The sequence below is a fragment of the Alphaproteobacteria bacterium genome, from assembly GCA_024244705.1.
GTDB lineage: Bacteria > Pseudomonadota > Alphaproteobacteria > JAAEOK01 > JAAEOK01 > JAAEOK01.
On the sequence record JAAEOK010000032.1, the window covers coordinates 98,968 to 119,122 of the forward strand.

The window sequence follows — 20,155 nt, forward strand, 5'->3', positions numbered from 1 at the left end:
CGCGGGCTGCCTTGGCGTTGGGAGCCAGCGATGTCGGTATCGATTTCATCGGTCGTCAGTGAAGAATTGATCTCGGAATTTGAAACGCGAGGCGCGGTTTGCCTGCGCGGCGTCTTTGATTCCAAGTGGGTCGATTTGGTTGCGCAAGGTGTCGAATGCGAACTCGCCAATCCTGGCCCATTGGCGAAAGACTACTCCGCCGATGATGCGCCGGGCAGGTTCTTCGGCGATCTCGTCATGTGGCAGCGGGTTCCCCAATTTCGTGCTTTCGCCTTCGATTCTCCCGCTGCCGAAATCGCCGGCCGGGTGATGCGATCGGCGAAAGTCAATTTCTATCACGATCACCTATTGATCAAGGAGCCCGGCACGCGTGAGAAGACGCCGTGGCATCACGACCAGCCCTATTACTTTGTCAACGGCCGCCAGGTGTGCAGCATTTGGATGCCGCTTGATCCCGTGGACCGCGACACCTGTGTGCGTTTCGTTTCAGGGTCCCACAATTGGGGCCGATGGTTCGCGCCACGCTACTTTGTCGACGGCGAAGATTACTACGCTGACGAGGAGGAGGGGATCGAATCGATGCCGGATTTCGATTCCGCGCGCGATACGCACGATTTTCTGTTTTGGGATTTGGAACCTGGCGACTGCATCGTCTTTCATGCCTTGACCATCCATGGCGCACCGGGCAACGCCGCCACGCATCGCCGCCGGCGCGCCTACGCAACACGATGGATGGGCGATGACGCCCGATTTGCCGAACGGCCGGGATTGGTTTCGCCGCAGATCGAAGGCCATGGATTGAAGCCCGGCGATGCCATGGATTGCGCGCACTTCCCAGTCATTTGGCGAGCACGACCGGAGTCCAATTTATGAAGCTCTACACGTTTTATTTTTCCTCGGCGTCGTTTCGCGTTCGAATCGCCCTCCGACTCAAAGGGCTTGAAGACGACCCAATCTTTGTCAATCTTCGCGACGGCGACCAGTTCGAGCCCGGATACCTTCCCCTCAATCCACAGCAACAAGTGCCGACGCTCGATGATGGCGGTGTCGTGATCACGCAATCGCTGGCAATTCTCGAATATCTCGAGGAGGCCTATCCAGAACCGGCGCTCTTGCCTGCTACGCCCGATGAGCGCGCTCGGGTAAGGTCACTGGCGTTGGCGATAGCCTGCGACATTCATCCGCTCAACAATCTACGAGTGCTCAAATACCTGACCGGCGAAATGGGTCATGATGAGACCGAACGGGACCAATGGTACCATCACTGGATTGCACTGGGACTTTCGGGTGTTGAGCGAATCTTGACGTTGACCGCGGGGACCGGCCGATTCTGCCATGGCGATAGCCCGACAATGGCCGATGTCTGTCTCGTGCCTCAGATATTCAACGCCAAGCGCTACGATTGTCCGTTGCAGGACTATCCCACGGTCATGTCAATATTCGATGCTTGCATGGCGCTCGAAGCGTTTGATGCCGCGCAACCGTTGAAGCAGTCCGACGCCCCAAAGGACCGTTAACTTTTGCTGCGCGCCGCGGCGATATACCGTTTCATGTCGTCGACGCCGATTGCGCCGGGGACAATCTCACGGCCGACTACGAATGCCGGCGTTCCGCCAATTCCGAGTGAGTTGGCCAAGCCATAGGTCGAATTGATCGTGGCTTCCACATCGCTCGACTTCATGTCTTCCTTGAGTTGATCCGTATCGAGCCCGACCGATTCGGCGATCTCAAACACGTTGTCCTCGCTGAGGCGGGTTTCCGATTTCATCAGGGCGACATGGAAATCGAAATATTTGTCCTGCATGCGAGCGGCCAATGCGGCGCGTGCCGCCAGCGCCGACTCCGGACCAAGAATGGGAAATTCTTTGAACACCAAGCGAACGTTGCCATCATCCTCGACGGCTTCGATCAGCGAATCAACGACACGTTTGCAATACGGACAACGATAGTCGAAAAACTCGACAATTACGACGTCACCGTCCGGGTTGCCGGCGATCGGATCGCCGTCGGAGTAGGCGATCGCATCGTAGTTGTCTTCGATCGCCGCACGCTTTTGTACGGCCTCGGCTTGGCTTTCGCGGGCGCGAAGCACTTCCATCGCTTCGACGATGATTTCCGGATTGGTCAACAGATAGTCGCGAACAATCTGTTCGATTGATTCCTTCGACTGCGCCTCCTGGGCAAGAGCGGCAGGCGTCGCCGAAATGCCCAACAAGGCCGTGGCCGCAATTATCCTAAGCATTCTCATCGAACGATTCTCCATGATCGTCATGTCCGGTCCAGGTCTTCGGCATCATTCATCACCCGTTCCGCTCGCAGCCAATTCAGCGAGCCATTGTCAAGCAGGTGCATCGCGCGTTGGGCCTGGCTGATAGCCGTGTCCCTGTCGCCTTCCAACAGCGCCTTCTCGGCAATGGATAAGGCGGCCATGCCGATGTTCCCTTCGCGGCCGTAGGCAATCGACAGCAGATGGTAGGTGAGGCCATTGCTGTGGTCGTATCGTGCCGCTTCCTTGAGGTTGGAAAGTGCCTCCAGATTTTGCTTCGGATCGCCGGATTCGAGCAAGACTTGGGCCAATTGCGTTCGCAGTAGCGGCGAATGCGGCAGCAGCGCAACCGCTTCCTTGTAAGGTCCAACGGCCTCGCCACCGCGACCGTTTTCGAACAGCATCTGACCCTTCAACTCATGAAAATAGGGATTGTTCGGATGCTCGGCGATGAGTTCGTCTATGCGCGGCAAGGCTTCCTTGAGGTTGGGCACCCTGTAATAGGCGATCGCACGGGCATATCGGGCCGGCAGGGAATTATCGGTTTCCGGATAGACTTGAAGGACCCGTCCCGGCGACTCGAGAAACGCCGTTAGTTTGGCCCGCATGATTTCGTGCCAAAGGTAGAATTTTTGCGGCAGACGCGCATTGGAAGTCGGCGAGTTTCTCACGTGCTCGCCGACGAAATTGATTCGTTCGCGTGTGACGGGATGGGTCCGGTAATACGGCGATTGACGGCCGACGGCGAGATATTCCTCGTTCTCGAGCACCTTCAAGAAATCGTAGAGTCCGGTCGCCGACACGCCGATATCGTCCATATAAGTGAGCCCGGCCGAATCGGCTGCCGATTCCTGCGCGCGCGAATGGGCGAGAAGCGCGTTGGTCGACAATCCGGCGCCACCGAGCGTGGCGGCTCCGGCCGCGCCACTTTGCCCCGATGCGGCCGCCAACGCGAATCCGAGGATCATCGTGATAAAGCCTTGAATTTGCAAATCACTCATCAGGTCGCGGGTACGGGTTCCGTGAGATCCCGCGATATGCCCTACCTCGTGCGCGATCACACCCATCGTTTGTTCCGGACTGTCGGAGCGCCGTAAAAGACCGGTGAACAGATATATATTCGGCCCGCCGGCGACGAATGCATTGAGCGAATCGTCGGCTACGATGTTGATCGTTGCAGCATTTGGATCGATCCCCGCTACGCGCAAGATCGGTGCCGTGTAGGCCCACAGGATATTCTCGATCTCGGCGTCACGGATCAGCGATAGGCCCTGCGCACGCGCCAATGGTACCCACACCAGGTTCAGGGTGAGGGCTGCGCAGGAAAGATAGATGGCAAAGCGCTTTATCACGGCGTGACACTAGGCATCGCGATTATGGGCGTCAACGCATTGTCGACAGCGGTCAACACATTGTGTAAACCGGCGGTCGGATATTCACCGCAGTTCATGGCAATTCAATGGCACTCAAGGTCGCCGCGCGGGGGCTGATCCCGCCCTTTATCGTGATGGACGTGATGCGTGCGGCCAATGAGCGCGAGGCCGCCGGCGGCGACGTTATTCACCTCGAGGTCGGCCAACCTTCCACGGGGGCGCCGGCTGGTGTGATCGCCGCCGCCCAAGCGGCGTTGAGCGGGGACCGCCTCGGCTATACCGATGCCTGCGGCGTGCCTTCGCTTCGCGCGGCCATTGTCCAGTACTACCGCGATTTCTACGGTATCGACGTGCCCCAGGAGCAAGTCTTTGTCACAACCGGGTCCTCTGGTGGCTTCGTCCTGTCGTTCCTCGCCGCGTTCGACCGCGGTGATAGGGTGGCGCTCGCGGATCCGGGGTATCCCGCATATCGCAATATTCTCAACGCGCTCGGTATGGAAGTTGTCAATATCCCGACCGGCCCGGATAGCCGGTTCCAACCGCATGTCGAACATCTGCGTCGGATCGAAGGCGGCCTCGACGGGCTCATTATCGCCAGCCCATCCAATCCCACCGGGACAATGTTGCGGCCGGAGGAGCTTCGTGACATCAGCCGTTATTGCGACGACCAGGGTATTCGGCTGGTCTCGGACGAAATCTATCACGGCATCACGTTCGGTGTCGTCGATCAGGCGACCGCCCGGACATACAGCGACAACGCCATCATCGTAAATAGTTTTTCCAAGTATTTCTCGATGACCGGATGGCGCCTTGGTTGGATGGTTGTGCCTTCCGACCTCCAACGTGCCGTTGAATGTCTGGCGCAAAACCTGTTCATTTCGCCGCCGACGCTATCGCAAATCGCGGCAGTGGCGGCATTCGATTGCCATTCGGAACTTGGCCACAACGTCGAAAAGTATGCGGCCAACCGGGCTTTGTTGCTTGAGGAACTGCCAAAGGCGGGATTCGACGACTTGGCCTCGGCGGATGGCGCTTTTTACATCTATGCGAATGTGTCGCGGCTGACCAATGATAGCGAAGCCTTTTGCCGCCAAATGCTAGCTCAAACCGGAATAGCGGCAACGCCCGGAACCGATTTTGATCCCCATCGTGGCCATGCCTACGTGCGGTTCTCCTTTGCACGTTCGACCGCCGATATGGCCGAAGCTGCTCGCCGCCTCCAGGACTGGATGGCCTGACGCGGACCGGAACCAAATGCGATCAGCGCGACCGAATGTTAGTCATCGGTGAGGCGGCGCCACCAACCCCGTTTGGGCGCAGCCGTCATGGGCTCCTCGCTCACGTCTTGAATCGGCTGAGCCGCCGGCGCTGAAATATCCCAGGACGGTCCCGATGGTTGTTCGAAGCTCCCGCGCCCCGCGGTTGTCGGTGAATCCGATTCGCCGTCATTGGATTTTGTCGGAACAGCCGGTGGCTTCGCTGCCGGATCTTTGTCATCGGAGCCAGCATCGGTATTATCGACGCGTTTTGTCGCTGGCTTGGCGGCGCGCCGGCGTCGGCGCCTCTCCTTCGGCTTGCCATTGTCGGAAGTCGTCGATTCTACGGCGTCGACCGGGGCTTCATCCGATCCGGATGTCGGAGTCGATTCACTCGCCGGCGCAGCGGCCTTGTCCGATTCGGAGCTTTCCGAGGGGGCCGCATCATCGGCCTTTTGCCGGCCGCGACGGCGTCCGCCTCGGCGGCCCCGCCGTCGTTTGCGGCGCAGCGATTCCTCGGACTCGTCACTCGTGCGATCCTCTTCCGAGGACGCCTCGACATCCCCTGGCGCGTCTTCGGTGTCAGCCTGGGATTCTGTCTGCTCGTCGGCACCGTCCCGTTTACGGCGTCGAGGCCGCCGCCGCCGCCGCTCTTTGCCATCACTGTCGCGCTCGGGTTCGGCGGTTGCCGGCGCTGGGGCCGGCTCGTCAGTCGATTGACCGTCGTCGCCCATCAATTGCGAACGCTCAATCCGCAATTCCGGCGGGATGAGGCTGTCATCGGCCGAAACAAAAACGCGAAAGCCGTATCGCTGCTCGATGTCGGCCAATATCTGCCGTTTTTGATTGAGAATATAGAGCGTGACATTGGTCGGGACGTAAATCGAAATTTCTTTGCACCGTTGCCGAATCCCTTCCTCTTCGATCGCCCGCAGGGCGTGAAGAGCCATCGATTCGGTCGAACGGACGAAGCCGAGGCCATTGCAATGCGCACATGGCCGAGTGCTGGTCTCGATAAGGCTGGGACGGAGTCGCTGGCGGGACATTTCGAGCAGCCCGAACGGGCTGATCCGGCCAACCTGGATCCGCGCGCGATCCACCCTTAGTGCATCCTTTAGGCGGCGTTCAACGCCGGTCTGATTGCGCGAGTCTTCCATGTCGATAAAATCGATAACGATCAAACCGGCGAGATCACGCAGCCGAAGTTGCCGAGCAATTTCCTCGGCCGCCTCCAAGTTGGTCTTGTAGGCGGTCTCCTCGATATGCCGTTCCTTTGTTGCCTTGCCCGAATTGACATCGATCGAAACCAAAGCCTCTGTCGGATTCATGACAATGTAACCACCCGACTTGAGCTGAATAACCGGGCTGTGAATGCTGTCGATTTGGCTTTCGACCTGGTAGCGGTGGAACAATGGAATGGTTTCGTCGCGGTAAGGCTGAACGCGTTTGGCGTGGCTCGGAGTCAATTTCCGCATGAAATCCTTGGCCACACGGTACCCTTCCGTACCTTCGACCAAAATTTCATCGATATCTCGGCTGTAAAGATCGCGGATCGATCGCTTGATGAGGTTTGCCTCCTCATGGATCATCGCGGGTGCCGTCGACTGTAAGGTCGTGCTACGGATTTCCTCCCAGGTGCGAGCCAAATATTCATAGTCGCGCCGGATTTCGGCCTTGCTGCGTTCAGCACCCGCGGTGCGAACGATCACGGCCATCCCTTCGGGTATTTCCAGATCCTCGACGAACCCCTTTAGCTGCCGGCGGTCGGAAGGGCTCGTGATCTTCCGCGACACACCGCCGCCACGCGCGGTGTTGGGCATCAAAACACAATACCGTCCGGCCAGGGAGATGTAGGTGGTGAGTGCGGCCCCTTTGTTGCCGCGCTCCTCCTTGACCACTTGAACCAGGAGAATTTGCCTTCGTTTGATGACCTCTTGGATCTTGTAGCGGTCGATGCGACGTCGTCGGCGTCCGCCCATGTCGTCGATTTCATCGCCACCGACGAGCTCGACCGAAACGCCGCTACCCGGGTCATCGCTGCCTTCGGAATCCTGCTCGGGCCGCGCGACAGAGTCGTCCTCCGCATGGTCACTGTGATCGATGGCGGCTTCCTCGGCCAACAATCGTTCGCGGTCCGCAATCGGCAGTTTGTAATAGTCAGGATGGATTTCGCTGAAGGCCAGAAAGCCGTGTCGATTGCCGCCGTAATCTACGAAAGCAGCTTGCAATGACGGTTCTACACGGGTGACCTTGGCGAGATAGATATTGCCTTTTAGCTGTGCTTTGTTGGTGGTTTCAAAGTCGAGTTCTTCAAGTCGATTTCCGCTAACGATCGCGACCCGGGTCTCCTCCGGGTGCGAGGCGTCAACCAACATTCTCTTCGCCATAAAGTTGTCCTCGCGGCGCTCGGTGTCGTTTGGGCGAACGACAGCCTTTCGCCTTAATCTTGGACGAAGCGGAATGGAAGATGCCTCCACCGCCTTCAAGCATGTAACGACGGTTCAATGGGGGCGAAGACCAGTTGTCAACGAGGCCGTACCAGCCAGCCCGCTTCGTGATTCAATCTCATTGTCACGCTGTCCCTAGCGCCATCAGCGACAGGATCTAACCAACCTCATGGGCTGGTGGTAATTGTCCGTCTGCCGCGGCGCCGCCTCCCCAATGCCCACTGGATCGGCCGACTGTGACTCTCATGTATGTACAATACTCCAGTCGATATACAAGACCCATCGTTGATTTGTAAACCGCAAACGGGCAAATTTATGAAGCGGTTCATTAAGTTTTCGATATTACGTATTGATATTCTTGGCTAAAACAGCATATAAGACAAGCTTGGAATGCGCGACGAGCACGACTTGGGGCGACATGAAAGCTTTTGCGCTGGCTCTAATTGCAGTGGTCGTGATGACAATGTTACGACCCGCCGCGGCAGCGGAACCGCCATCCGCGATGGCCCTTCGAATCGGGCAGCACGGTTTGGAGACCCGTTTCGTCCTTGATATTTCCACCTCCGTTGAATTTGATATTTTTCGCCTGTCCAGTCCCTACCGGGTCGTTATCGACCTGACCGAGGTGGACTGGCACCTCGCCGCGCAACCAGCGCCTGCTAGAAGCCTCATCGCGGGGGTGAAATTCGGCCAATTAAGACGCGGTACGTCGCGTATCATTTTGGATTTGAATGGGCCATACCGCATAAAGGATTCGTTTCTGCTGCCGCCGCTTAGCGGATTTCCGCATCGACTGGTCGTCGATCTGGCGCCTTTGGACGCGACGAAATTTGCCGAACCTAACCTCGCCAATCCAGCGGCCACGAAACCGAATCCACAGCAGCGGGCCTCGGCGACATCGATACCGGTACCGAAGATCAAGCCGCGGCGTTTCGTACCCAAGGTAATCGTGATCGATGCTGGCCATGGCGGCGCGGATCCTGGCACGATCGGCAAGTCCGGAGCCCGCGAAAAGGAAATCGTACTCGCCACCGCGCGTCAGATCGGCAAGCGATTGAAGGCGACGGGGCGATATCGAGTCGTGATGACTCGGAACAGCGATATCTATCTTAAGCTACGCGATAGAGTTGCCGTGGCGCGGAAATCGGGCGCTGACCTTTTTATTTCGGTCCACGCCGATTCGCACCCACGGCGAAATACCCGGGGTGTTTCGGTTTATACGTTGTCGGAAACGGCCTCCGACGCCGAGGCGGCGGCCTTGGCCGAGAAGGAAAATAAATCCGACATAATTGCCGGGTTCGATTTGAGCTCCGAGAACCACGAGGTGACCAATATCCTGATCGAACTGGCTCAACGGGAGACCATGAATCGATCGGCGGTATTTGCCAACTTGCTGATCGGCGAGCTCGGCCGCAGGGTTGCCCTTTTGCGACGAACCCACCGATTCGCGGGATTTGCCGTGCTCAAGGCTCCCGATATACCGTCGGTATTGGTCGAATTGGGCTACCTGTCAAATCGAGGCGACGAGAAATTGCTGCGGACCGAATCCCATCGCGACAAAATCGCCGAGGCCATAGTTGCCGCGGTAGAGGGTTATTTTGCCGAGAAACTCCGCCTCGCGCGTTCATAACTACGCCATATTTGTTCCGCAAAAATTCCGCTAGATTAGCCGACAGGTTTGGTCTGACCGGGAGCGCAGATAAGCGGCCATGCGATTTTTAATCTGGTTCATGAGTTTTTGTTTCTTCGCCGTGGCGGTCGCCGCTATCGGACTTGTCATCGCGTATTCCTATTTCGGCGACGGCCTCCCTGAACATAATCAATTGGCGAGCTATGACCCCCCGACGATGACGCGGGTGCACGCCGGCAATGGCCAAATCCTTGCGGAATTTGCCACGGAAAAGCGAGTCTACGTTCCGATTAATGCCATTCCGCAAAGGGTCATCAATGCATTCCTCGCGGCCGAGGACAAAAATTTCTACCAGCACTCGGGCATCGACGCGCTCGGCATCGTTCGTGCGGTTTTCCAAAATGTACAAAATTACATGAAAGGACGGCGTTTGGTCGGGGCGTCGACGATCACCCAGCAGGTCGCCAAGAACTTCCTGTTATCCAATGAGGTCTCGATCGATCGCAAGATTCGGGAGGCGATCCTCGCCTTTCGTATTGAGCAGACCTATGCCAAGGATCGAATTCTGGAGCTTTACCTCAACGCTATCTATCTTGGCTCCGGCTCATATGGTGTGGCGGCCGCGGCGCTCAATTACTTTAACAAATCGCTCGACGAGCTGACTATCGCCGAGGCCGCCTATCTCGCGGCCTTGCCCAAGGCGCCGAGCAATTATCATCCGATACGAAAACTCGAACAGGCGATCGAACGCCGCAACTGGGTCATAGATCGCATGCTCGACGAAGGCTTCGTTACCGAGGAAGAGGCGTCGGCGGCGGCCCAGGACTCGCTCGAAGTCACCTCGCGTGAGGATTCGGTTTTCGTCAAAGCAAACTATTTTGCCGAGGAAGTAAGGCGGGATTTATACGACCGCTATGGTGAAGACGTTCTCTATGGAGGGGGTCTTTCCGTGCACACCACTCTTAGCCCACGCCTACAGAAAATAGCCGAATCCGCACTACGAAACGGATTGGTCACCTATGATCGACGACACGGGTGGCGCGGGCCGGAGACGCAGATCGAGATCGACGAACACTGGTCGGAAACCCTCGCGGCGATCGAGGTCGCGCCGGGGGTCGACCCTTGGCAGCTTGCGGTCGTACTGGAAGCGAGCGCCGAATCAGCTCGTATCGGCTTTGCCGATGGCAGCGAGTCGGGTATCCCTTTGGCCGAGGTCAAATGGGCGAGAGCGGCCTTGGACGACCAGAAAGTCGGCGCCGCGGTAAAACGCGTCAGCGACGTGTTGAACCCAGGTGACGTGGTAGCGGTCGAGCCCGTGGCCGAAGACTCTGACGGGAACGCCTACCCGGAAGGTACTTTTGCGCTCAGGCAGGTGCCCAATGTCAATGGGGCAATTGTCGCCATTGATCCGCATACGGGGCGCGTGCTCGCGATGTCTGGCGGCGTCAGCTTCGAGGAAAGCGAATTCAATAGAGCGACCCAGGCGCAACGCCAACCCGGTTCCGCGTTCAAGCCGTTTGTCTACTTTACCGCCCTCGATAACGGGTTCACGCCGGCGCACATTATCCTCGACGCGCCGATCGTTATCGACCAGGGCGAAGAATTGGGAAAATGGAAGCCGGCCAACTACACCGATCGCTTCTACGGTCCCAGCCCGCTGCGTCTTGGCATCGAAAAGTCTCGGAATTTAATGACCGTGCGGCTCGCTCAGTATGTGGGTATGGACAAGATTAGCCAGACCGCGTCGACTTTTGGCATCAAGAACGACATGGAGCCGGTGCTCGCCATGGCGCTCGGGTCCGGCGAGACCACATTGATGAAACTGACGACCGCCTATGCGATGCTGGTCAACGGCGGCAAACGCATTCAACCGACGCTTATCGACCGTATCCAGGACAACAGCGGCGCCACCATACACAAGTACGATCAAAGGCCCTGCGAAGGGTGCCGTGATGTGGTCTGGAGCGACCAGCCGGTGCCGGCGATCATGGATGATCGCGAGCAGGTCGCCGATCCTGCCACCGCGTATCAGGTCGTGTCGATGCTGGAAGGGGTCGTCCAGCGTGGCACCGGCGTCCGCGCAAGGGCGGTAGGAAAACCGATTGGCGGAAAAACGGGGACGACGAACGACAGTCTCGACACCTGGTTTATCGGTTTTTCGCCAGACCTTGTTGCCGGCGTTTTCGTCGGATTCGATGAACCAAAATCCCTCGGCGCGAAGGAAACCGGCTCGAGCGTCTCGGCGCCGATCTTTACAGAATTCATGAAGGCGGCACTGGCCGACCAGCCAGGAATCCCGTTCCGCATTCCTCCCGGTATTCGACTCGTGAATGTCAGCCGCTCAACCGGTGAGGTAGTGCGCGCGGGCTCGTCGGATTCGATTCTTGAGGCTTTCAAGCCGGGTACGGAACCGGTTCCCGGATCCCCGGCCGCCATCCTGCAAACCTCCGATCCAGCGACCGGCGTATCCTCCGCCCGACCGGTCCCACTCGCCGCGCCCTCGGGGCAAGCCGGTACAGGCGGTCTTTACTAATTCCCCGGCATGGGTTATGCCGCGATCGCCATGCGCGCGGAACTCCAGAGCCTTATCGATGAGATCAAGCAGTCGTTGGAACTGCTAAGGAGGCATCTTTGACCCCGAGGGGTCGAAAACGCGCCTCGAAGAACTGAACCGCCTCGCCGAAGATCCCGACCTGTGGAACGATACGGAAGCCGCGCAGCGCGTCATGCGCGAGCGGACTCGCGTGGAGAAAGATCTGGGTGTTTTCTCTGATCTTGAACGGGAGTTCACGGACAATTGCGAGCTCATCGAGCTGGCCGAGGCTGAGGAGGACGACTCTATCATCGCCGAGGCCGAAACTGCCCTGCGCAAGCTCCATCAAAGGGCCTCAAAGCACGAGCTCGAAAGCCTTCTGTCAGGCGAGGCGGATGCCAATGATTGCTATCTCGAGGTTCATGCCGGTGCCGGCGGCACAGAATCTCAGGATTGGGCAGAAATGTTGCTTCGCATGTATCTGCGATGGGCCGAGACGCGGGGTTTCAAAGTCGAGGCTGTTGACGAAAGCCCAGGCGAGGAGGCGGGGATCAAGTCGGCAACTCTGCAAATTGGCGGCCACAATGCGTATGGTTGGCTGAAAACGGAGACCGGCGTCCATCGTCTGGTCCGGATTTCACCGTTCGACTCGCAGTCGCGTCGGCATACGAGTTTTGCATCGGTTGGGGTCTATCCGGCGATCGATGACGACATTGAAGTCGAGGTTCAAGACAAGGATTTGCGCATCGACACCTACCGAGCTTCCGGCGCCGGTGGCCAGCACGTGAATCGGACCGACAGTGCGGTACGAATTACGCATCTGCCGACCGGGATCGTCGTCCAGTGTCAAAACGATCGATCACAGCATCGCAACCGCGCCGAAGCAATGAAGATGCTTAGGGCGCGGCTTTACGAGATGGAACTGAAACAGCGAGAGGAAGCAGCCCAAGCGGAGCATTCAGCCAAAACTGATATCGGCTGGGGCCACCAGATACGCTCCTATGTCCTGCACCCCTATCAAATGGTTAAGGATTTGCGGACAGACGTGGAAACGGGCAACACCCAGGCGGTGCTAAACGGGGAACTCGATGCTTTTCTCGAGGCGGCTTTGGCGCAGCGGGTCGGTGCAGGCGCTCAGTCGGGCGCCGCGGCAACCGGCTCGTAGAACGTAGGTGGCAACCCTGCGAGGTCCCGCGCCTCGCGATTGAACGGTGGCTTTATCTGTCCCTGAAAGTGACTGCGAACCAATCTTTGCCAGGTCGGAATTGGATCCAGCATGCGTTTTTCGCAGAGACGGACAAACCATTTCCGGCCAACGGCGACATGACGGATTTCGTCGCCGTAGATGGTTTCGAGTATCGCTGCCGTCTTGTCATCGCCGAACTTTTTCATGCGCGAAATCATTGCCGGTGTGACATCCAGCCCGCGTGCCTCGAGCACCATCGGCACCACAGAAAGGCGGGCCAGAAGGTCATGGGCGGTATCTTGGGCCGCCTGCCATAGACCATCGTGCGCGGGAAGGTCGCCGTAGTCACAGCCGAAATCGGCCAAACGTTGGCATAAAAGCTGAAAATGACGGGCCTCGTCGTCGGCCACGGCGACCCAATCGTCAAAGAATTCTCGCGGCAAGCCCTCGTCACCAAACCGGGCGATCAGATCCCAGGCCAGATCGATAGCGTTGAGTTCGATATGGGCCAGCGCATGAAGCAGGGCCGTTCGACCCTCGACGGTGCTTCCGGTTCGTCGCCTCGGCATATCCCTGGGGGCGCGTAGTTCGGGCCGTCCCGGACGGGCGGGTCGCTCACTCGGAGAAGCGGCGCCGGTCATATCGAGGCCTCCGGCCCGCCAAACTTTGGCGGTGCGGCGGCTCAACCACGCCTTTTGTGAAGCTATAGCGGTTTCAAGAATGCGAAGGGCGGCTTTGGATAGGGGTTCGCTCAAAGCGTCTGGGCCGCCTTCAGTACCTCCTCCACATGGCCGGTTACCTTGACTTTGCGCCATTCCCGCTGAATGACGCCTTTGCCGTCGATGAGAAACGTGGAGCGTTCGATTCCCATGTATTTCCGTCCGTACATGCTCTTTTCGACCCAGACACCAAATGCTTCACATACGGCCCCGCTTTCATCGGAGGCCAGTGTGAAGGGCAAATCGTACTTTTGCTTGAACTTGTCGTGGCGTGCGACGCTGTCTTTCGAGACGCCGACTATTTCTGCGTTGATCTTGGAGAAGTCGGGCAGTGCCTCGGCAAAGGCACAGGCCTCCTTGGTACATCCCGAAGTATCGTCCTTGGGGTAGAAATAGAGAATGATATTTCGTCCCCTGAGCTTCGAAAGACTAATCTTACCGTTTCCGTCCGCGGGGAGGGTGAAATCGGGAGCACGGTTGCCGACTTTGGCGGTCATTGGTGTTCTTCCTCCGTGGGTTTGGTTTCGAGCATGGCCGCCGGGCGTTGAATAATATCGTCAAAAATAGCCCGAACGCGTGTCGCCGTGTTCTGCAATTTGACCTCCAGGTCCGCGAAGTCAACGGCGTTCGCCGCCTTGGCCAGGGTATCCTTGAGACCCTGGGGTGCCACCTCCGGATCAAAACCGAGATCAAGGGTCAGCCGCAACAACCCCTGCATCTGGTGCCACAGATGGGACGCTTCGCGGAGCGTATCGGCGTCGCCGGCGTCGATTAGCCCGGCGTCACCTATTTTTTGCAAGGCTGCGATCGTGTTCGTAGCCAATATCTCTGGTTGGTTGGCGGCGTGGCGCAATTGCATATATTGAGCAACGAACTCGATATCGACGAGACCACCGCGAACATGCTTGCTATCCCAGACCGAATCTGCCGGATGTTCCCCTTCGATCCGTACCCGCATCTCGGCTACGTCATGGAGCAACGCATCGGGCGGTCGCGGTCGCGTCAGCGTGGCTCCAATTATTTTCTCTATCGCGGCGCGAAGCGCTGGCGGCCCCGATACCACCCGCGCGCGCGTCAATGCCATATGCTCCCAAGTCCAAGCCGTGTCACTCTGATAGGTTCGAAAGGCGTCGAGGCTGGATGCGATCGGCCCCTGGTTGCCTGATGGCCGCAACCGCATATCGACTTCGTAAAGCGTTCCTTCCGCTGTCGGCGCGGTTAGGCAACTGAGAAATCTTTGACTCAAGCGCGCGTAATAGTGGCTTGGCGCGAGCGGCTTCGGTCCACCGATCGATTCCGCCTCGCTCCCCACGTCGTAAACGAAGATGAGGTCGAGGTCCGATGTAACAGTCATTTCTCTACCGCCGAGGCGGCCGAGCGCGATCACCGCCATACCGCCTTGCCCGAATGAGCCATGCTGGAGGGCAAATTCCTTTTCGACATAACCCTGGAGCGCTTCAATATTTAGATCGGCGATATCGGCGAGTGTGTATCCAACGACCTCCGCATCGCACCGATTGCGCAGCATTTGAACGCCGAGACGGAAGACATAGTCTTTGGTCCAGCGGCGTGTAAGGTCGAGGACATCCTCAAAATCGCGGGCCCGCCACAGCACCGCGTGAAGTTGATCGGAAAGTCCGTCGCGTGGCGGTGGGGGGTCGAAAAAATCCGCCGACAAGACAGCGTCAAGGAGCCCGGCGTTGCGGCTCAGATGATCGGCGAGCCGGGGGGCGCTGCCCATTATCTCGGCAAGCAAATCGATCAAACCGGGATTGGAGTGAAACAACGAGAAGACCTGTATGCCGGCGGGGAGGCGGGCGAGAAACTCGTCGAATTTCATCAACGCCGCGAGTGGATTTGCCGTTTTTGAGAATGCCGACAACAGAGCCGGCATCAAGGCGGTCAAAATCTGGCGTGTCCGGTTGTTGCGGGTCGCCCGATAACGGCCGTGGTGCCAGCCACGAATGACCGCTGCGACCGAGCGCGGATCGGCATAGCCCATTTCGGTAAGGGTCGCGAGTGTGCCGGGATCGTCTTCGGAGCCGGTAAAAACGAGATTGCCCGGCCCACTTAGCGATGGTGCCTCTTCGAACAGCTGCGCATATTGCTCCTCGACGGCACGCATGTTTTGGAGCAGTGCCGTCTCAAGCGCCTCGCCGTCGGGATAGCCGAGGAAGACCGCCAATGCGGTCAAACCGGCATCATCGGATGGCAAGGTCTGGGTCTGGCGATCGTCGATCATTTGAAGGCGGTGTTCTACTCGGCGCAAGAAACGGTAACTGTCGATCAAGATATCGGCTGCCGACTCGTTGATATGACCGGCCCTGGCCAAAGCGCGCAGCGCGTCGCAGGTCGCGGGCAGCCGAACATCGGGATTGCGACCACCCCAAACCAATTGCTGTGTTTGCGCAAAAAACTCGATCTCCCGGATACCTCCTCTTCCGAGCTTGATATTGTGGCCGTGAAGCGCGACGTCGGCGCCTCCTCGGTGAGCGTGAATCTGGCGCTTGATGGAATGAATGTCCTCGATGGCGGCGAAATCCAGGTTCTTGCGCCACACGAATGGGGTCAGATAATCGATAAAGGCACTGCCCGCCCGGAAATCGCCGGCGATCGGACGGGCCTTTATCATCGCTGCTCGTTCCCAGTTTTGTCCGGTACTTTCGTAATAGGTTTCCGCGGCTCGGACCGAAACCGCCAATGGGGTCGAAGCCGGATCCGGCCTCAGTCTCAGGTCGGTTCGAAAGACATATCCATCCTTTGTTTGTTCGTCGAGGGTCCGCATCAAGTTTCGGGTCAAACGAACCATGGTTTTCTGAAGGGAGATGGGCTCGTCCGTCGCCACGATTTCGTCGTCGAACAGGACGATCAGGTCGATGTCGCTCGAATAGTTGAGCTCCTGTGCACCGAGTTTTCCCACTGCCAGGACGATAAAGCCGGAACCGGTTTGCGGATCATTCGGGTCGGCCAGCCTAAGGCCGCCTGCCTTTGCGGTCTCTCTAAGGTGGAACGCGACGGCCTCGCCGACCGCAGCGTCCGCGAAGGCGGAGAGATGTGAAACGACTTGTTCCAACGTCCATCGCCCGGTGATATCGCAGATACCGGTGAGCAATGCCATTCGCCGCCTCGCGGTTCGTAGCAAGCGATCGATTTCGGAGGAACTCTGTACCGTAGAGCCACGCTTGCGAAGATCGTCGGCAAGTGCTGCAAAGGCCAGGCGCGGGTCGGCTTCGGTAAAGCGTACCAAAAACGGTAGTTCTTGAACCGCGCAACGGCCCAGAAACGGACTGTTGCCGAATATGGCGTCGAGAATTTTGCCGCCCAGCGGATCGCCGTCAAAATCCATCGCCAAACCGCCGATTTGGGCGTCTGAGCACCCTGTCGCGGCTTCCCGCCAACGCTCCCGTCCCAGCGCGGCCCGTTCCGGATCGGCCGGGAGGGGTAGAATGGCGGGGTCAGGCAGCAGATTCGAAATGTCCATTCCAGCCGGCTTCCTTTTGCGGCACACTCGCCGATGCTAGTGAACCGGTCAAGAGCACGCGGGGACTGCTCGATTGTGATTCGTCGTACGACAAAAATCGCCCTGGAAGTATTGGGAATCATCCTTGCCGGCGTCGCGGTTCTGGCGGGCTTGGCCGCATGGCGATTGTCCACCGGCCCGATCTCCATCGATTTTCTTGCTCCATATCTGGAGGAAGACCTCGCATCGCCCGACAACTCATATTTCCTAAAACTCGGTGACCTCGAAGTGATTTGGGGCGGGTGGTCGAGGGCCCTGACGCTCCAAGCCGACAACGTCAAGTTATTCCGGCAAGACGGCACATTGATTACAAGTATCCCGTTGATCGAAATCGGGTTGAGCGCAAGCGCCCTGCTGTACGGTGATCTCGCCCCGACAAGCCTGTTTCTGATCGATCCGAAGCTTCGCTTGCGGCGCAGCGCGGACGGACAAATCTCCTTCGGTCTTGGCGGGGCGGAACGTGAAAACGAACCGATAAATGAAGGGGCTAGTGAGGCCGTTAAGAATTTTATTCTTGGCCTAGCTGCAAAGCCCAACCGCGATCAGCCGAGCGGCTATTTGACCGACCTGAGAATCATCAATGGTGATGTCAATGTTGTCGACGAACGATTCGCTATGGTGTGGGATGTTCCCGACGCCACGATCGATCTACAGCGCGACAAGATTGGACTTCGCCTAGACGCCGATTTCAATCTCAATTTCCTCGGCGAAATCACCACGGTTCACGCATCCGGTATCTACAATCGCGAATTGGCGACACTGGTCCTCGGCGTAGGATTCGCCAATCTTGTTCCGCCCAGCTTCGCCGACCGAATAGACGCCTTGGACTATTTGACGGCGTTTGATTTCGCGTTCGACGGCGATTTGTCGTTCGCGGTCGACATAACCGGGGAGGTGGTGGATATCGAGGTCAACTTGTCGTCCGGACCCGGTCGCTTCATCAGCCCGGATCTATACCCCGACGGATTGGGCGTCGAGGCGGTGCAATTGAGCGGTCGCCTAGGCGAGAACCTCGACAGCGTGGCAATCGATAACCTTCTGGTGGATCTCGGCGGACCCGCGCTGGTCATCGCCGGCGAGGTCAACGGCCTTCGGTCGGCGCCCATTATCGATGCAGACATCGCGTTAAGCGATCTCCCGGTCGATGATTTTGGTCGCATTTGGCCGCTCGGCGTCGGCGAGGGCGCCCGAGACTGGATCACGGAGAATTTGAGCGATGGCGTCGTTCATGAGGTCCGGGCGACGGGAAAGCTGACAGCGTTGGACCCGGACCTCGATAATTTCAGGGTGGACGGGCTCGACGGCACGATGAAATATAGCGGCGTAACGGTTGAGTATCTCCGCCCTATGCCGCCGGTGCGAAACGTCGAAGGAACGACACGGTTCAACGACCAGCGTTTCGACATCTTTATCGACAGCGGCGGTATTGACGATCTCGTGGTCGCGGGTGGCCGGGTCGGAATAACCAGATTCGATAATCCGCCTGAACACGCGGCCATAGATCTGACGGTTGCCGGCCCGGTCGCACAGGCGCTAGCCCTGATCGACAATCCGCCGCTTCGCTATGCATCAAAAATGGACATCGACCCGGCCACAATTGGCGGCGATTCGAATATTCATTTGCGACTCGCCTTTCCGTTGCTGAACGCGATTAGCGTCGATGAATTGAATCCCAAAGCGGCGGCGAAGATCTCGGCGCTAAAGTGGGCGGACGTGGTCGATACTGTGGATGTCGAGGACGGCAATCTATCCCTCGACGTCGATGAGAAACGGATGATCGCGGACGGCACCGTGACCGCCGCGGGAAAACCGATCGATGTCAACTGGACAGAAAACTTTACCGACACGGAAACCGTCAGCGAGGTAAGGATCTCCGGTTTTGTCGACGATGCAACCCTGCAAGAGGTCGCGTCGGAATTGTCGCCATTTCTGGCTGGGTCGGCAAAGGTCGATTTGCACTACACTTCCTATCATGGAGGTGGAGCGACTTTGGCGGCTGTCTGTGACTTCTCAGATTCGAGTATGGCCTTTCCAGTCCTCGCTTGGACCAAAGGGGAGGGCGAGCCCGGACACGCGGAGTTTACGCTCAAACTCGAGGATTCCAAACCAGTCGAAATCGAGCGTTTCGAATTCACGTCAGGGGGCATGATTGCCCGCGGCGGCGCAACATTTACGCCTTCTTCGGATGGCGTGCAGTCGGTGACAATCGATGAGTTATCGACCGGGGAGACTCAGATTGCCGGCACGATCAATTTCGAATCCGGAAACCTTAGCGGTTTCAAGGTCACGGGCAAAAGCCTCGACCTCACGCACATCATGGATGAGTGGTTCAATAAGACCGACGAAACCGACGCAGACGTCAAAGAAGAGACGAAAGGCAACCTCGACATTCAGGCCGAGGTTGGCAGGCTATATTTCAATTTTGAGGAACAGCGCTTCGTCGACGATTTTCGGCTATCGGTCCAACGGCGCGGCACGTTTATTCAATCGGCGAATGTCGAAATGAAATTGCCCAAACGGGGCGAGATTTTTGGCATGTCGATCGAACCAACCGGAAATATCCGCTTCCTGTCGGCCTCGACCGAGGATGCGGGCGATTTGTTTCGGGTACTCGGAATTGTCGATACGTTGGAAGGCGGTAAACTAAGCCTGAGCGGACAGTTCAATGACAGCAAGGACGAGCAAGTTCTGTCCGCCAAACTCAAAATTATCGATTTTTATGCCGTCGATGCGCCGATTCTGGCGCAGATTCTCACGGTGGCGTCGTTCACCGGTATTGTCGATGTTCTCAATGGACGCGGAATCTACTTCGATGTCCTCGAGGGCGACATCGATGCCGTCGGCGACCTCTACACAATTTCGAACGGGCGCGCGCATGGTTCTGCATTGGGCCTAACGATGAACGGAACCTACGACGACGAAAAGGATCGGATAGCGTTCCAAGGGACAATTGTTCCGGCCTATTTCTTCAACAGCCTGCTCGGCAATATCCCTCTCATCGGAAATATTCTGGTTGGCGAAAAGGGCAGCGGCATTTTCGCCGTTTCCTATTCGGTCTCGGGGCCGCAGGAAACTCCCGAGGTTTCGGTTAACCCGCTTTCCGCCCTCTTGCCGGGGGTCATGCGCGATATTTTGACTGGCGCGGGCCCCTCGGACTCGGATGAGAAACCGCTCTATCCTTATGACGGGGCGAACGAACCTCGCAACAAATAGATCTCTTGAGTG

13 protein-coding genes are annotated in these 20,155 nt (G+C 57.9%); 7 read left to right on the forward strand and 6 right to left on the reverse strand.

From position 1 onward, the window contains the following. The first annotated feature begins 30 nt into the window (after positions 1 to 30). Positions 31 to 873 (forward strand): phytanoyl-CoA dioxygenase, encoded by an 843-nt coding sequence (locus tag GY791_03125; protein MCP4327416.1) that lies wholly within the window; start codon positions 31 to 33, stop codon positions 871 to 873. Further along, positions 870 to 1,517: a maleylacetoacetate isomerase gene (maiA, locus tag GY791_03130; protein MCP4327417.1), complete on the forward strand. Its 648-nt coding sequence runs from the start codon at positions 870 to 872 to the stop codon at positions 1,515 to 1,517. Before GY791_03125 ends, maiA begins: the two co-directional genes overlap by 4 nt. Here maiA and GY791_03135 read toward each other — a convergent pair. Further along, the gene (locus GY791_03135) at positions 1,514 to 2,248 is read right to left on the reverse strand and encodes a DsbA family protein (protein ID MCP4327418.1); all 735 of its coding nucleotides are present in this window, start codon (positions 2,246 to 2,248) and stop codon (positions 1,514 to 1,516) included. The genes maiA and GY791_03135 overlap by 4 nt on opposite strands. Positions 2,249 to 2,268: 20 nt before the next feature. Beyond that, the gene (locus tag GY791_03140) at positions 2,269 to 3,618 is read right to left on the reverse strand and encodes a M48 family metalloprotease (protein ID MCP4327419.1); all 1,350 of its coding nucleotides are present in this window, start codon (positions 3,616 to 3,618) and stop codon (positions 2,269 to 2,271) included. A gap of 107 nt (positions 3,619 to 3,725) precedes the next feature. Between GY791_03140 and GY791_03145 the strand changes: the two genes are divergently transcribed. Next, on the forward strand, positions 3,726 to 4,877 hold the full coding sequence (locus GY791_03145) for an aminotransferase class I/II-fold pyridoxal phosphate-dependent enzyme (protein ID MCP4327420.1): 1,152 nt from the start codon (positions 3,726 to 3,728) through the stop codon (positions 4,875 to 4,877). Positions 4,878 to 4,915: 38 nt separating this feature from the next. Here the strand turns inward: GY791_03145 and GY791_03150 are convergent, their stop codons facing one another. Continuing rightward, positions 4,916 to 7,282, reverse strand: a complete 2,367-nt coding sequence (locus GY791_03150) for an Rne/Rng family ribonuclease (protein ID MCP4327421.1) — start codon at positions 7,280 to 7,282, stop codon at positions 4,916 to 4,918. Positions 7,283 to 7,760: 478 nt separating this feature from the next. Here GY791_03150 and GY791_03155 point away from each other — a divergent pair, with 478 nt between their 5' ends. The 3 genes from GY791_03155 to prfB all read left to right on the forward strand — a co-directional run bounded on the left by GY791_03155 (position 7,761) and on the right by prfB (position 12,670). Next, positions 7,761 to 8,972: an N-acetylmuramoyl-L-alanine amidase gene (locus tag GY791_03155; protein MCP4327422.1), complete on the forward strand. Its 1,212-nt coding sequence runs from the start codon at positions 7,761 to 7,763 to the stop codon at positions 8,970 to 8,972. A 79-nt stretch (positions 8,973 to 9,051) separates the two neighbouring features. Next, positions 9,052 to 11,505, forward strand: a complete 2,454-nt coding sequence (locus GY791_03160) for a penicillin-binding protein 1A (protein ID MCP4327423.1) — start codon at positions 9,052 to 9,054, stop codon at positions 11,503 to 11,505. Between the two features lie 30 nt (positions 11,506 to 11,535). Next, a protein-coding gene (gene prfB / locus GY791_03165; GenBank protein MCP4327424.1) for a peptide chain release factor 2 occupies positions 11,536 to 12,670 on the forward strand; the annotation gives its coding sequence in 2 pieces (ribosomal slippage) (positions 11,536 to 11,604 and positions 11,606 to 12,670; 1,134 coding nt in all). On the opposite strand, the gene GY791_03170 is transcribed toward prfB, so the two are convergent. The 3 genes from GY791_03170 to GY791_03180 are packed head-to-tail and all read right to left on the reverse strand — an operon-like array spanning position 12,640 to position 16,891. After that, entirely contained in the window at positions 12,640 to 13,506 is an 867-nt protein-coding gene (locus tag GY791_03170) for a ferritin-like domain-containing protein (protein ID MCP4327425.1), read from the reverse strand. The genes prfB and GY791_03170 overlap by 31 nt on opposite strands. Next, positions 13,443 to 13,907, reverse strand: a complete 465-nt coding sequence (gene bcp / locus GY791_03175; protein ID MCP4327426.1) for a thioredoxin-dependent thiol peroxidase — start codon at positions 13,905 to 13,907, stop codon at positions 13,443 to 13,445. Before bcp ends, GY791_03170 begins: the two co-directional genes overlap by 64 nt. Continuing rightward, positions 13,904 to 16,891, reverse strand: a complete 2,988-nt coding sequence (locus tag GY791_03180; GenBank protein MCP4327427.1) for a bifunctional [glutamine synthetase] adenylyltransferase/[glutamine synthetase]-adenylyl-L-tyrosine phosphorylase — start codon at positions 16,889 to 16,891, stop codon at positions 13,904 to 13,906. Before GY791_03180 ends, bcp begins: the two co-directional genes overlap by 4 nt. A gap of 75 nt (positions 16,892 to 16,966) precedes the next feature. Between GY791_03180 and GY791_03185 the strand changes: the two genes are divergently transcribed. Further along, positions 16,967 to 20,143, forward strand: coding sequence for a DUF3971 domain-containing protein (locus GY791_03185; protein MCP4327428.1), 3,177 nt, complete (start codon positions 16,967 to 16,969; stop codon positions 20,141 to 20,143). Positions 20,144 to 20,155 lie beyond the last annotated feature (12 nt).